At 63.4% G+C, this 13,189-nt stretch carries 13 protein-coding genes and 1 pseudogene; 6 read left to right on the top strand and 8 right to left on the bottom strand.

From position 1 onward, the window contains the following. Window positions 1-24 precede the first annotated feature (24 nt). Entirely contained in the window at window positions 25-1,584 is a 1,560-nt protein-coding gene (locus ACAX43_RS31470; RefSeq protein WP_370712241.1) for a protease pro-enzyme activation domain-containing protein, read from the bottom strand. Window positions 1,585-1,888: 304 nt separating this feature from the next. Here ACAX43_RS31470 and ACAX43_RS31465 point away from each other — a divergent pair, with 304 nt between their 5' ends. Next, window positions 1,889-2,398 carry a DUF1993 family protein gene (locus tag ACAX43_RS31465; RefSeq protein WP_370712240.1) on the top strand — a complete coding sequence of 170 codons (510 nt, stop codon included), beginning with the start codon at window positions 1,889-1,891 and terminating at the stop codon, window positions 2,396-2,398. Window positions 2,399-2,473: 75 nt separating this feature from the next. Here ACAX43_RS31465 and ACAX43_RS31460 read toward each other — a convergent pair whose 3' ends face one another. Next, window positions 2,474-2,794 (bottom strand): YnfA family protein, encoded by a 321-nt coding sequence (locus ACAX43_RS31460; RefSeq protein ID WP_370712264.1) that lies wholly within the window; start codon window positions 2,792-2,794, stop codon window positions 2,474-2,476. A 118-nt stretch (window positions 2,795-2,912) separates the two neighbouring features. Further along, window positions 2,913-3,542, bottom strand: a complete 630-nt coding sequence (locus ACAX43_RS31455) for a LysE family translocator (protein ID WP_370712239.1) — start codon at window positions 3,540-3,542, stop codon at window positions 2,913-2,915. 153 nt (window positions 3,543-3,695) lie between these two features. Between ACAX43_RS31455 and ACAX43_RS31450 the strand changes: the two genes are divergently transcribed. The 3 genes and pseudogenes from ACAX43_RS31450 to ACAX43_RS31440 form a co-directional block, all read left to right on the top strand. Beyond that, window positions 3,696-4,163 carry an Lrp/AsnC family transcriptional regulator gene (locus tag ACAX43_RS31450; RefSeq protein WP_370712238.1) on the top strand — a complete coding sequence of 156 codons (468 nt, stop codon included), beginning with the start codon at window positions 3,696-3,698 and terminating at the stop codon, window positions 4,161-4,163. 65 nt (window positions 4,164-4,228) lie between these two features. Then, entirely contained in the window at window positions 4,229-4,462 is a 234-nt protein-coding gene (locus ACAX43_RS31445; RefSeq protein ID WP_370712237.1) for a hypothetical protein, read from the top strand. Window positions 4,463-4,702: 240 nt separating this feature from the next. Further along, a pseudogene (locus ACAX43_RS31440) lies at window positions 4,703-5,315 on the top strand (divalent metal cation transporter); the annotation flags it as partial. Window positions 5,316-5,394: 79 nt separating this feature from the next. Here the strand turns inward: ACAX43_RS31440 and ACAX43_RS31435 are convergent. Both ACAX43_RS31435 and ACAX43_RS31430 read right to left on the bottom strand, forming a co-directional pair. Continuing rightward, complete coding sequence (locus ACAX43_RS31435) at window positions 5,395-5,871, bottom strand: OsmC family protein (protein ID WP_370712236.1); 477 nt, start codon at window positions 5,869-5,871, stop codon at window positions 5,395-5,397. 141 nt (window positions 5,872-6,012) lie between these two features. Further along, window positions 6,013-6,348 (bottom strand): hypothetical protein, encoded by a 336-nt coding sequence (locus ACAX43_RS31430; RefSeq protein ID WP_370712235.1) that lies wholly within the window; start codon window positions 6,346-6,348, stop codon window positions 6,013-6,015. Between the two features lie 194 nt (window positions 6,349-6,542). Here ACAX43_RS31430 and ACAX43_RS31425 point away from each other — a divergent pair, with 194 nt between their 5' ends. Further along, the gene (locus ACAX43_RS31425) at window positions 6,543-7,241 is read left to right on the top strand and encodes a glycine zipper 2TM domain-containing protein (RefSeq protein ID WP_370712234.1); all 699 of its coding nucleotides are present in this window, start codon (window positions 6,543-6,545) and stop codon (window positions 7,239-7,241) included. Between the two features lie 177 nt (window positions 7,242-7,418). Continuing rightward, entirely contained in the window at window positions 7,419-7,685 is a 267-nt protein-coding gene (locus tag ACAX43_RS31420) for a hypothetical protein (protein WP_370712233.1), read from the top strand. 54 nt (window positions 7,686-7,739) lie between these two features. Here the strand turns inward: ACAX43_RS31420 and ACAX43_RS31415 are convergent, their stop codons facing one another. From ACAX43_RS31415 to ACAX43_RS31405, 3 genes are all read right to left on the bottom strand, one after another. Next, window positions 7,740-8,951 (bottom strand): MFS transporter, encoded by a 1,212-nt coding sequence (locus ACAX43_RS31415; RefSeq protein ID WP_370712232.1) that lies wholly within the window; start codon window positions 8,949-8,951, stop codon window positions 7,740-7,742. Window positions 8,952-9,074: 123 nt separating this feature from the next. Continuing rightward, complete coding sequence (locus tag ACAX43_RS31410; RefSeq protein ID WP_370712231.1) at window positions 9,075-12,134, bottom strand: efflux RND transporter permease subunit; 3,060 nt, start codon at window positions 12,132-12,134, stop codon at window positions 9,075-9,077. Then, a complete protein-coding gene (locus tag ACAX43_RS31405; protein WP_370712230.1) occupies window positions 12,131-13,168 on the bottom strand; it encodes an efflux RND transporter periplasmic adaptor subunit in 1,038 nt (345 codons plus the stop codon). The genes ACAX43_RS31410 and ACAX43_RS31405 overlap by 4 nt, the downstream gene beginning before the upstream one ends. Window positions 13,169-13,189: the final 21 nt, after the last annotated feature.

The raw sequence follows: 13,189 nt of genomic DNA, 5'->3' as shown, positions 1-13,189 counted from the left end.
ACGTCTTGTGTGTCGTGTTGCAGACTATAGTGCCGCCGCCACCTTCTGACCATTGGGACTGCCGAGTCCCGTGCACGCGTCCCAACCCGCCGACGCGGCGAAGCTGCCGTTGTTGCCTTGCGTGATGTCGTTGCACGCGCCCGGTGCCTTGTACAACTTGGGGTTGATAAAACCGGCCGGCTGCCCCTTCGCCGCATTGATCCGCGCAATCAGCGCCGCCCACAGCGGCGCGACGGCACTGGTGCCGCCAACTACCGTCTGCGTGCCGTCGATCAAAACGCTATAGCCAGTAGCAGGCGAAGCGTCGCCGGCCACGTCCGGCACCCCGCGTCCCCCGAGTGCCGTCTTGCCGCCGCTCGTTGCGGTGGCGGATAGGCCCTGTTGCCACACGGGCACTGGAAAGGCCCGGCTCACGCCACCGCCGCTCGCGCCACCTTGCGCGCCGTCGTTCCACACCACCTCATGCGAAATCGATGTGCCCGACGCGCTCACACTCGTGCCGCCGCACGCCAGCACATAAGGGCTGGACGCCGGAAAGTCGACCTGATCGCCGCCACCGGAACCGTCGCTCGAGCCGGTGTCGCCCGACGCCGCGCAGACAGTCACGCCGAGCGCCGCCGCCGTTTGCAGCACACTGTTGAACGCTTGGAGCGATTGACTGGTCCAGTTCGACTCCGCGCCGCCCCAACTGATCGAAATCACGGAGGGCTTGTTGGTCCTGTCGTGCACCGCGCGGCTCACCGCGTCGATGAAACCGGCATCGCTGTTCTGCGTGAAGTACACCGCGATCGTCGCGCCAGGCGCAATCGCACCGACGATTTCGATGTCGAGCGTGACTTCGCCGTCGGGCCCGTTCGGGTCGCCGCTCGGCTGATTGCTGCCCTGATCGACGCCGACCGGCGTGACGGTCGGCGAGGCGACGCCAAGGCTCGCAAAATAGCTTTTGAGGTCGGAGGCGTTATACCCACCGCCAAGTTCGATGATGCCGACGCACTCGCCGCTACCGTCGCCTTGAGGAAACTGATACAAGGACGCGAGTTGCGGTGGCGTAAAGGAAACCTGATGCGCTCTCGCCGGCTGGAACGGCGGCCGGATGCGAAAGTGCGGCCGCGCCTGGGGCCGGTTATCGAGTCCCAGCACTGCCTCCACCACCCCGTGCAGATCGTCCGGCACGCTGATCGTGCCGGTGCGGCCGCGGAACTGGCCCGCCACATGATGCTGGTAATGCTCCAGCTTGACCCCGAACGCGGTCTGGAACTGCGCGATCGTGCCACTCAGTAATACCGAGCGCGCTGCCGGATCTTCCCGCATCACCGTCAAGCCATGCGCAGCGGCAAAGGCTTTGACCTTCGCGATGTCGTCCGGCGCGGCGCCGTAGTCGTTGGCAAACGCCTCGCGCGACAGGGGTTTGACGCTCGGGTCGCCCGCTTCGATCTTACTCATGAGTGCGTCGAAGCGCGCCTGCTGCTGGCGGCGCAGCATCACGAAAACCTCGATCCGTTCCGCGGGATCGCATTGCCCAATGACTTTCGAACCGAGTTCTACCGTTCGCTCGCTTCCCGGCAGCGTTTGTCTGTTGACCATGGTGTCGACTCTCCTGTTAGCGTGACGGCGCGGGCCGCAAGATGGACCGAAGCACGGCACGCGCCTGCACAACTTCACCGCCTCGCGACCGGCGGCGGATTAACGTTTCAAGGACTTCGCCCAACCGTCCGACCCATGCATTCGAACACAGTTCCGGCGCGCGCGGCAGTTGTCCGAATGGCTAACACCGGGTTGGATCAATGCGCATCGTGCGGCGCTCGCGCTATGATGCTGCAGCGGCAATCCAGCCGTTGCAGTGCCTCGCGCGCCGCCGCGCGCACGATCGAAGAATCAGAGGAACCCCATGTCCATTTCGATGTATCAAGCATCACTGCCCGTGCTGGTGCGCGGTCTGACCAATCTGCAAACCATCCTCGGCAAAGCCGAGGCGCATGCTGCCGAGAAACAGATCGACCCGTCCGTGTTCACGAACGCCCGGCTCGCCCCTGACATGCTGCCGCTGGTGCGCCAGGTGTATATCGTGAGCGACACGGCGAAGGGCTGCGCCGCGCGCTTGGCCGGCGTCGAAGCGCCGAAGTTCGACGACGTCGAACAGACCTTCGACGAACTCCACGCCCGCCTTCAAAAGACGATTGATTATCTGAAGGAATTCAATGCGCAACAGATCGACGGATCGGAAGAACGTGCGATCACGCTGAAAATGCGCACTGGCCCGATCGAGTTCACGGGGCTGTCGTATCTGCTCGGTTTCGTGTTGCCGAACTTCTATTTTCACGTCACCACGGCGTACGACATTCTGCGTCACAACGGCGTGGAACTCGGCAAGCTCGACTATCTGGGCGGCATCAAGTAAGAGGCGGCGTCTGCTTTTGTTTGCGAGCTGCGTTGGCGCTGCACGAGCCACGTTTTGAACCGCGTATGAGCGACCTCAAACGCGCGGCTGGAACGCAATGATCGCCATGCCGGCCAGCGTGAATGCAACGCCGGCCACATCCCACAAGGTGGGGCGCACTTTGTCGACGCACCATAGCCACGCGATCGCCACCGCCACGTACACACCACCGTAGGCCGCATACACGCGGCCTGCGGCGGTGCCGTGCAGGGTCAGCAGCCAGGCGAACAATGCGAGGCTGAGCGCGCCGGGCACCAGTAGCCAGATGGAGCCCCCTTCCTTCAGCCAACGCCACGGCAAATAGCAACCGACAATCTCGGCAATGGCGGTCACGGCATAAAGAAGAAAAATTTTCATCGACAGAGCGAAACGAGTGGTTGTGAGGCCGCGGCTTTGTGCGCGGCTGTCGTCTATCGGCTTTATTAACACAATCACTTTGCGCGCGGGCATGCACATGCAAACATCGCGCAGCACATCAGTCCAGCGAGAGCCGCAGCGCAAAGCCGATCAGGGCCGCCGAGAACGTCCAACGCTGCAATGTTTGCGCAAGCGGATGAGCCCGCATCCAGTTGGCGATGCGCGCGGCGCCGATCGCATACGTGGCGTCGAAACATACGCCGACGGCCAGCAGCACCAGCCCCAGTTCGACCATCTGCAACGCGACCGGCCCCGCTTCCGGGCGCACGAACTGCGGCAATAGCACCGAACAGAACAGCAGCGCCTTCGGATTCAGCAGATTCGTCAGCAAGCCCTTGACGAAAGCAGCCCGCAACGGCCGCGACTCGGTACCCACCGCACCGCCTTCGGGCAGCGCGAACACCGGTGAGCGGAAGATCTGAATTCCGACCCACGCGAGATAAACGGCGCCGCCGTAACGCACCACGTCGTACAGCCAAGGCGCACTGCGCAACAGCGCCGCCACGCCGCATGCCGACAGTGTGACGTGCGTGGCACGCGCCACTCCAAGGCCGCCGGCGGCGGCGAAGCCGCTGCGCACGCCGCGTCCGATACTGGTTTGCAGCACTAGCGCCATATCGGGCCCAGGCACGGCATAGACCACAAACAACGCAGCGATATAGACGATAAGAAGGTGTGCGGAAATCATAGAAGCCTCTTGTTTTTGAGGGCTCTATGTTGCTATCGTCGACGGAGAGTTTGCTGGCGAATTACAGGGATCATTGCCCTATCTTTGGAGGAATACGCTAATATTCAACTCCAAACTCATGTTTTCCGCTCATGCCCATGAAGGGGCCAAGCCATGACCACCGACCTCGACAAAACCGACCGCGCGATCCTCGCCGCACTGCAGAACGACGGCCGCATGTCGAACGCACGGCTGGCCGAAATGGTTGGCCTGAGCGAGACACCTTGCGCACGCCGTTTGAAGCGCCTTGAGAACGACGGCTATATCGACCAGTACCGGGCAATGCTTTCGCGTTCCGCACTGGGTCTCGGCGTGGTCGCCTTCGTCTACGTACGCTTCGCCGTACACGACCGCGCGGTGGCGACCCGCTTCGAACGCGAAGTGCAAGCGATCCCACGAATTCTGGCCTGCCACAACGTGTCAGGCAGCGCTGACTACATCTTGCAGGTGGTCGCGCGCGATCTCGACGACTACGGCACTTTCATGCGCGACGAGATGCGCGGTCTGCCCGGCGTGACCTCGGTGGAATCGGCGTTGTCGCTGCGGGAAATCAAGGCCAACGGCGGCTTACCGCTGACCTGAACGCGGACGTGGCATAGTCCCCCATTTGATACGGCGCGAGCCGACCAGACGAGCACGGAGTTTTCATGGATCACGACAAGGCGCGAGCCGAAGAAGCAGCCGCGATGGAGCGCGTTTTAACCGCCACCAAGCGAGTACAGACGGCCTTCACCTCGCTGCAATCGCAATTCCCGCCGGCCGGCAGCGGCCAGCCTTCGCAGTTCGCGCTGCAAACCTTCGACGCCGCGTTGCAGGAACTCGAAGACGCACAAGCCGCATTCGACGACTTGCTCGGCGATCTGCTTGACGGCAATCGTTGAGCGGCATAGCCGGTCTCTTCACTGGCTAGCTGCTGTGTAGTACGCGGGCGGCGACCGCCTTCAGTTTCCCCAGAGGTGGGCGTCGCGTTATTCGGAGGCGCGAGCCGGACTTGACCGTTAGTTGCATATTGACTGCTTGTCCAAAAGCGTCCTCCGGCCGTAGCATCCAGCCGCACTGGCTCGCAGCGTCCTGGCATCGCGTCAAAGCACGCTTTTCGTACTTCGTTTCGTCATTGCTCGCTGTCAGCACACGCACGCAGTGCCGTGCTCGACGAGGCCCATCTCGTCGACATTAAAGGCGCGCTCGGCACCATCGCGCACCACGACACCGCACCACGCAACAACTGGTGGGCCCGTATCCGCACGCTGTTCGCCATCCTCGGGGCCGGCCTCATCGTGATGGTCGGCGACAACGATGCCGGCGCCTTCGGCACTTACACCATCGTGACCGAGTTCATCGGCATTACGTTCGTGCTGGATTTCTTCGGTTTGTCGGAAGTGACGGGGGTCTGTATCGCCGCGGCGGTGACGATGGCCGCGGTCAGCACAGGCAACTTCCGGTGTTTCGAGCGCTTCGCGGTCGTGCTATGCCGGTTAAGCCTGTTGCTGGTTCCCGTACTGGTGTCGATTCACCCGCCGGTCGGCCAGATGGCGCGCGATTTGGTGATTCCGAACTGGCCTGCCAATTCGAAACTGAGCGACGTGGTGATGCTGCTCGTCATCGGCATCGTCGACACCACCGTCGCCATGGCAGCTGTTTTTCCGGCAGAGCGATATCGTGGATAAGCGCATCACGCTGCGTTTCATGAAGTACGAGAAAGCCGATCTGTGGATCGGCATCGTATTCGTGATGAGATGACGTTGCTGCATTAAATCGATTTGTGCCCGTCCGCGCCCGGTTATTCCGGCGAGCGGCGGGCAATGCCCGCCCGTCAACGCGCGTCCGTCTCGATGGCAGGCTCGCACAAAATTGGAAAGTTGACCGAGTTCGCGATATAGCACTTTTCATGCGCTACATGATGCAAACGCTCGGCCAATTCGAGGTCGCCGCCGGCCTGAATGACGACGTGCGGGCGCAGAACGATCTGTGAAAAACGGCCCTGCTGCGGGCTGTCGAGCATCGTGCCTTCAGCGGTGTCGCGATAGCTCAGAACAACGATGCCCGCGTCCGAGCAAAGATGCAGATACCAGAGCTTGTGGCATGCGGACGCCGAGGCGACCAGCAGATCTTCCGGATTCCACCGGTTCGCGTCACCGAGAAATGCCGCGTCAGATGATCCTGGGATCTCGGGCTTGCTCCCCGCAGCGATGACATGATCCCGGCCGTATTCACGATATCCCGACGTGCCGCTACCGCGATTGCCTGTCCACTGCACCGATACCTCGTACTTGTGCTCGCCGTGCGCCATGCCAATCTCCTTGATATTGAGCCGGATGTGAGGTCTGTCTGCGCGCATTCTATACAGGGTCCTCGTTCACTGGCTTCCGGGCGACACCGACACCGCCCACAGACAGGGCGAGCTCACGTTTACACCCTCAACGCCTTCAACCTATCGCGGTGGGAACGCCTTCCCCGTCACGTTCGGCGCCCGGGGATCCGGATTCATATTCAAGCTGGTGCCATTCGCTCGCATGGTGTTGGGCACCGGACCCGACCCAGTGCTGCCGAGCCTGCCAATCGCACGGGAGCCGGCCGCCGTACCCGCACCGGGCGTCGGACCTGAACCCGCCGCTCCCGGCCCCAAACCTGTTCCCAGTCCCATGCCCGCACCTGCCTGCAAGCCGTTCATACCATCGGCGCGAAGGTGGGCCGACTGGGCATAAGCCACGCCCGCCAGCCCCATCATCAGCACCGAAGTCAAAACAGCCGTTATCACGATTCTCATAGTTCACTCCGTCCCGCCATCGAATTGCCCAATTCAAGCGCTTGCAACATCGTAGCGATCTCCGGCAGAGAAATCCAGGCGGCCACGCAGAGCAGGCGGCACGTCGTACAAATGCTTACAAAGCAGCACGCTTCCGGCGTACACCGCCTGCGCCGCTGCGGCGTTATTGCAGGCACCTACCCGTGGAGTCCGCCATGAACACCAACCTCACTTCCAGCAATCCGCAGCGCAGCCGTATTCATCCTTTGGTCGCCGGCGCGGCAGTCGCTGTCATCCTTGCGAGCGCCACGGGCATCGCGGCGATGACCGGCCTTCTGCCGACCTCGCACGCCGTCACGGCGCCGGCGCAGCCGGCCACGGGGGTCTCGGCGCAAGTCGCAAGCGCGCCGGTGGCCCCGCCCCAATCGACTCCAGTTCAGCAAACCGTCCAGCAAGCAGCACCGGCACGGCCCCGCGTCCACCATACGCACAGTACGACCGCCGCGGAAGCACCGCGTCACGCAAATAATCAGGGCTACCAGGCACCGTACCAGGCAGCGCCGGCAACGCCGGTCGCCGCCGACCCTTATGCGGGCGAAGTCGTCGCCATCAACACGGTCCAGGCGCCTGAGCCGACCACAGGGCTCGGCGCGCTCGGGGGCGCCGTCGCGGGCGGCCTGGTCGGCAATCAGATAGGCGGTGGACGCGGCAAGATTCTCACCACCATTGTGGGCGCCGTGGGCGGGGGTCTCGCCGGTAACGGTATCGAGCATGCAGTGCGCAAGCAGACCACCTACCAGGTGCAGGTGCGCATGCAGGACGGCAGCTATCGCAACTTCAACTACGAAACGCAACCGCCCGTGCAAGTGGGTGAACGGGTTCACGTATCCGGCGATTCGCTGACGGCTTCGTGAGCGTCGCTCAGCAATAAGCCAGCTGTTTCGCGCGGCTACAGGGCCGCGATCCGCACCGTTACTGGTGGTTACACAAGTGACAAACGTGCGGTACTTGTTGGACCCGAACCACCCTACAATCCCGTTCGTCCGTCATCGTCGGCGTCCGCCGGAAACGAACGGATCAGGAGCAACACCATGAAACGTGCCACGCTTTTATTCGCAGCAGGCCTGTGTGCCGCTTGCGCCTCCAGCGCCGCTCTGGCTCACGTGGACGTCGGCGTATTTCTTGGCGCGCCGGGACCCGTGTATGTCGAACAGCCCCGCGTGATTTACGAGCAGCCGCCCGTGGTCTATGCGCCCGCGCCAGCGTATTACGGTTACGAATATCGCGATGACCGTCGCTGGCACGACCATGGCCGGCATCGTGGCTGGGAACATCACCATCACGACGACGATGATTGATTCGCGGTACGTCGTGGCAAATAACGCGTGGCAACAAGCGCGTGGCAAACAATACTAGCGAGCAGCACTTCGCTTCCACGTCGTACCGATCGCCAACGCACATAAGGTCAGCACGCAAAACACCGCACCCGCATAAAAGGTGGTCGCCGCGCCGAAGCGGTCCCACAAGCCGCCCGCAACGAGGCTCGCCACCAGCGTGGCCAGCCCGCTCATCAGGTTGAAGAAGCCGAAGGCGGTGCCTTTCAGGTCGGGCGGCGCGGCATGCGCGACCATCGTGGCGAACAAGCCTTGGGTCAACCCCATATGGAGTCCCCAAAGCGCCACGCCGAGTATCACCACCGGCCATTGGTTGCCATGCGCCAGCACCCCGTCCGCCGCAATCAGCACGATGAGGCCGGCGGCCAGCAGCCGGGTATGGCTCATCGAGTCAGCCAGTTTTCCGAACGGATACGCCGAGGCCGAGTACACGAGATTCATCGCCACCATCACGAGCGGCACCAGCGCCACCGGCACGCCGCCTTGCATGGCGCGCAGCACGAGAAACGCCTCGCTGAAGCGCGCGAGTGTGAACATCGCGCCGATGAACACCACCCACCAGTATGAGCGGCTCAGTTGCTTCAGCGTGTCGAACTTCAGCGGGTTGACGCGCTTCACGTCCGCCTGACGTGCGGGTTCCCTGACGCCGAATACCAGCAGCGCTACCGCAGCGAGCCCCGGAATCACGGCCACCCAGAACACCAGGCGAAAGTTGTTCGCCCACAGCAGCATCAAACCGACGGCTAGCAACGGGCCGAGAAACGCACCGACGGTGTCCAGCGCCTGTCGCAAACCGTACGCGGCGCCACGCAGATGCGGCGGCGTGATATCGGCGACGAGGGCATCGCGCGGCGCGCCCCTCACTCCCTTGCCGATCCGGTCCGCGACCCGCGCGCCAAGAACGATGCCGGCAGTCGGCGCGAGCGCGAACAGCGGCTTGCTTAGTGCACCCATGCCATAGCCGATGACCGCAAGCCATTTCCGGTTACCCAGATAGTCGCTGAGCGCGCCGGAAAAAATCTTGACGATCGGCGTGGTCGCTTCCGCGACGCCTTCGATCAGGCCGACCATCATGGCGCTCGCGCCCAGAGTCGTCACAAGAAACATCGGCAGCAGGCTATGAATCATTTCCGACGAAATGTCCATGAAGAGGCTGACGAAGCCAAGCATCCAGATCCCGCGCGGGATCAGGCGAAGCGTGGCGGTGCGAGGCGTGGAACGAGTCTGCATTTTTCCGGGCTCTGGATTCTGGATGTCAGGTTGAATGGCGGCTCTGTCGCATGCCGATGCAGCACGAAGCCCGTGATGCACACACGTCGCGGCTCGCGAAGCGGCGACAGCCTGCAGCAATCCCTATAGTACGGTCGGACGTTGCTTTGTGCGCCGGTACACGTAGAGGGCCGGCAACAGGTTGGTGCTGAGCAAGCCGCTCCATACCAGCCCGCCCAGTGTAACGATGGCCAGCCCCTGCTCGGGCGCGGCTCCCTTGCCGAAGCCGAGAGCGGTGGGAACCAGCCCCAGTGACGCCGTCAGCACCGTCAGCAGAATCGGCCGGAAGCGGACCTCGACTGCCTTGCGGACAGCGTCGACGACGGCGAGTCCCTCGGCTTCGTTTCGTTTGATCCATTGCAGCAGCACAATGCCATGGTTCAGGCTCACGCCCACGAGCGTGAGAAAGGCGATCAGTCCGATCGCGTTAAGACCGACACCACTCAATACGAGCGCGGCCGCGCCTCCGGAAAATGCCAGCGGCATCTGCAGCAAGAGCAGGCCGGGCACGAGCAATCCGTCGAATTGCAGCGTCAGGATGCCCAGCATGAGCGCGAACGCGACGATCATCGCGACACCGACATTGAGCGCCGCATGTTCGAGCTGCGGGTACAGACCGCCGAATTTCACTTCGTAGCCCGGCGGCAACGAAAGGGTGTCGAGCGCCTTCCTGGCGGCCGACATGACCTGCCCGAGCGGTGCGGTCGGCGTCGCCAGTATCTCCACGGCGCGCAGGCCGTTCAGATGCCTGAGCAGGTTGGGTCCGGTCACGAGACGCACGTCGGCCAGCTCGCTCAAGGCGACCCAGCCGCTTGCCATGACAGGAATCCGATTGATCTGCTCGATGGACAGATGCGTCGGGTCGGCCAGTCTGATGAACACGTCGAGATGACCATTGCCTTCAGGGACGCTCGCAACTGTCTGACCGGCCAGCAGAATGTGCAGTTGAGTAAAAAGCTGCGCGGGCGTGATGCCGTGCAGCGCAAGACCGTCTGGATTGGGCGTGATTCGCAGTTCCGTCACCGGATAGGCGTCGTTGTTGAAGACGCCCGAGAGATCCGATACGCCCGCGAGCCGGTGCGTGATTTTTGTGGAGAGCGATTGCAGGGTATCGATCGAATCGCCATAGACGTCGATCACGAACGGTTGCGGTAAGCCCGACAGCGTTTCGCCCACCCGCTCCAGCGTCGGTGTACCGATCACGCTCAGCACCGCGGGAATCTTCGACGCGTCGAGAACCTGCTTGCCGATTTCGTCGAGACTGCTCGCGTTCACCTCGGGCTTTAGCGCGATCTGAATTTCGCCGGCGTAGGCAGGCTCGGTGTAGGACGTTCCGGACGCGGAGCCTACGCGCGTCAACACATGCGCCACCGGTTGGAGTGCGAGCAGACGCTGCGTGATGCGGCCCGCTGCATCACGGGCGTCACGCAGCGAGGTGCCGGGCGGAAGCGTGAAACTTTCGAGCAATACGGCCTCGTTCGGCAGCGGCAGAAAATCGACCGGCACCAGCACAAGCCCAGCCACGGCGATAACGAAGATCGCGACGCAAGACCATAACGAGGTGCGGGGACGACGCAGCGCAAAGTCGAACAGGCGCAGGTTCTGGTTCCTGAGCCACGCAACCGCACGCGAACCCGACGTCGCGCGCTGTTCGACAGGCGGTCCAATGAAACCCAGCAGCAGCGGAATCAGACTCAGCGAAATGAGGAGCGACGCGATCAGACTCACTGTCATCGCCAGAGAAAACGGCACGAAGAACAGTCCCGCGAGGCCGCCCACGAACACCAGCGGCAGAAACACCGCAACCGTGGTCATGGTCCCCGAAATGTCGGGGCCGGCGATGTCGCGCAAGCCTTGGGCAACGCCTTCCCATCGGCCGTCGCCGGCTTCCCAGCGGTGATGGATGCTCTCCAGCACGATGATGGCGTCGTCGGCGAGCAGGCCCACGGCGACGGACAAAGCGCCGAACGTCAGCAGATTGAGTGTCTGTCCCAGCAGATACAGGCCCGCGATGCCCAGCAGAAGGGAAAGCGGAATGCTCAAGGCGAGCGCCCAGATTCCCCGGCTCGCGCCGAGCATCCAGAACAGGACCGCGATGGCCAGTACCGCACCGATAGCAAGATTCCTCGTCAGATCGGTAGCGACCACGCCGACGATGTGCCCCTGGCTGTAAATGCGCACCAGGCGCGCGCCGCCGGGCAACTGCGATTCGAGTTCCCGCAGCGTTTTGTCGACTTCATCGACGACCGGCAGCGTCGAGGCGCCCGGCTGCTTGAATACAACGAGCGCGACGGTCGCTCTGTTATCGAGTTTGAGCGCGTGGTGGGACGGCAGCGCGGAGCGCACGACGTCCGCCATCGCGCCGAGCGGAACGGTCCCGCCAGACGCCGCCACCGGCACGCGGGCGTAGTCGGAAGGCTTCACCGGCAGATTTCTGCCGGCGATGAACACATCCTGATGTCCGAGCTCGACATATCCGCTCGGCACCATCGCCGTCGATGCATCGAGCGACGCGGCGAGCGCGGTCGCGGAGACATTGAAGCGCTGCAGCTTCGCCAGGTCGGGACGCACCCATATCGCATCCGCGCCGGGCCCGGCAACCGACACACGCTGCACGCCCGGAACCGCCCTGATACGCGGCGCGAAATCCGTCTCGACGAGGCGCTGAACGTGTGAAGGATCCACTCCGTCTGGAATCCTGATTGCGTAGTCCGCTACCTCGTTGATCGCATTGCCGGAGATCTCCGTCGTCAGGCTCGCGCCTTTCGGCAGCGAACCGTTGATACGCCCGATCACACCGTTGACGTCTTGCAACGCGCTCGCGGGCGTTGTCCCTTCTGCAAAGCGCGTATCGATCCTGACCGACCCCTGGCCCATTAGCGCGCGCATGTCGCTCAACGACTGGAGGGACGACAGTTCGGCTTCGAGGGGCCGCGCGATCAATCCCTCGAGGTCCAGCGTGGTCGCGCCAGGAAGTTGCGCGACGATGCTCACCTGCGGCAGGTTGAACTGCGGCAAGACTTCGGCATGGATGTTGACGAGCGCATAGATGCCGTAGGCAATCAGCGCCGCATAAAACATCATCCAGAGCAGTGGCCTTCTGACGATTTCCTTGAACATGTTATGGCCGGCAGGAACGCTCAATCGGTTTGCTGATAGCGTGTCGCGAAGTCCTCGTGAAACAGCAGATAGGCATCCTGTGTCACGACCCGCTCGCCGGGCGAGAGCCCCTGCATGATCGCGGTCCAGCCTCCGTCGGCGAGCCCCGGAACGACCTGTCGTCGGCTGCTGCCGCCCTTGTCGCGCACCAGCACCCACCATTGCCCGGCATCGAGCACGAGCGCGGAGGACGGAATGGCGAGCCGTTTGTCGCCGGACACCGTCAACGAAATCGTGCCGACCTCGCCCGCGCTCAGAACATGACCTGCCGCCGCATTGAACCAGACCTCCAATTGGCCGGGCGCGGCGACGTTCCACGAGGTGCGCAGCACGACCACGTCGACAGGTGCGTCGGCGCCTTCGGCGAGAAACCTTCCCTGCATGCCCGCGCTCACCGCGGCGGCGTCGCCACCGTAAAAATCCGCGACCACATGAAGCGCGCGCGTGGGCGCCATCGTCAGCAGCGCCTGGCCCGCACTGACGTATTGACCGTCGGCGACGTTGACCGCGGTCACCACGCCTCGCCCGGGAGCCGCGATGGTTGCCATGCCGGCGTAGCTTCTGAGCGCGGCTTGCGCCGCGACGAGCTGCTCGCGCGCGGTATCGCGTTCGGCGTGAGCGCGGATGAGCGCGTCGCGCGTGCTGAGTTGCTGGGCGAATTTCCGTTGCTCGATGGCGGCGGCTTCGTCCGCGGCGGATGCCCGGATTTGTGCGGACTTCAGGTCGGACGCAAGGCGCGCGCGTTCGGCCGCTACCGTAGGGCCGCCCAGTTGCGCGATCGCCTGCCCGGCGCTGACCGCTTCGCCAGGAAGCACGCGCACGCCGGCAACGATGCCAGCCGTAGGGGCGCTCAACACCGTACTCGACGCCGCCTGGACTCGCGCCGGCGCCGATACCGAGACCACGATCCGTTTTTGCACCGCCGGCATCGTCACAGCCTCTTCGGCTGGCGCCGGATGGCTGACGATGCAGCCGCTGCCGATCACGCCGGCAAGAACGAGCGAGCGCATTGCGTTCATTGAAGGTCCCTGGAATGTGCC

Origin of the sequence: Paraburkholderia sp. IW21 (genome assembly GCF_041321145.1) — a bacterium.
GTDB lineage: Bacteria > Pseudomonadota > Gammaproteobacteria > Burkholderiales > Burkholderiaceae > Paraburkholderia.
This window is presented reverse-complemented; position numbering and strand designations above follow the sequence as displayed.

Bases quoted from the DNA above. Each gene is read 5' to 3' on its own strand.
- ACAX43_RS31470 (WP_370712241.1), bottom strand. From the start codon at position 1,584: ATGGTCAACAGACAAACGCTGCCGGGAAGCGAGCGAACGGTAGAACTC.
- ACAX43_RS31465 (WP_370712240.1), top strand. From the start codon at position 1,889: ATGTCCATTTCGATGTATCAAGCATCACTGCCCGTGCTGGTGCGCGGT.
- ACAX43_RS31460 (WP_370712264.1), bottom strand. From the start codon at position 2,794: ATGAAAATTTTTCTTCTTTATGCCGTGACCGCCATTGCCGAGATTGTC.
- ACAX43_RS31455 (WP_370712239.1), bottom strand. From the start codon at position 3,542: ATGATTTCCGCACACCTTCTTATCGTCTATATCGCTGCGTTGTTTGTG.
- ACAX43_RS31450 (WP_370712238.1), top strand. From the start codon at position 3,696: ATGACCACCGACCTCGACAAAACCGACCGCGCGATCCTCGCCGCACTG.
- ACAX43_RS31445 (WP_370712237.1), top strand. From the start codon at position 4,229: ATGGATCACGACAAGGCGCGAGCCGAAGAAGCAGCCGCGATGGAGCGC.
- ACAX43_RS31435 (WP_370712236.1), bottom strand. From the start codon at position 5,871: ATGGCGCACGGCGAGCACAAGTACGAGGTATCGGTGCAGTGGACAGGC.
- ACAX43_RS31430 (WP_370712235.1), bottom strand. From the start codon at position 6,348: ATGAGAATCGTGATAACGGCTGTTTTGACTTCGGTGCTGATGATGGGG.
- ACAX43_RS31425 (WP_370712234.1), top strand. From the start codon at position 6,543: ATGAACACCAACCTCACTTCCAGCAATCCGCAGCGCAGCCGTATTCAT.
- ACAX43_RS31420 (WP_370712233.1), top strand. From the start codon at position 7,419: ATGAAACGTGCCACGCTTTTATTCGCAGCAGGCCTGTGTGCCGCTTGC.
- ACAX43_RS31415 (WP_370712232.1), bottom strand. From the start codon at position 8,951: ATGCAGACTCGTTCCACGCCTCGCACCGCCACGCTTCGCCTGATCCCG.
- ACAX43_RS31405 (WP_370712230.1), bottom strand. From the start codon at position 13,168: ATGAACGCAATGCGCTCGCTCGTTCTTGCCGGCGTGATCGGCAGCGGC.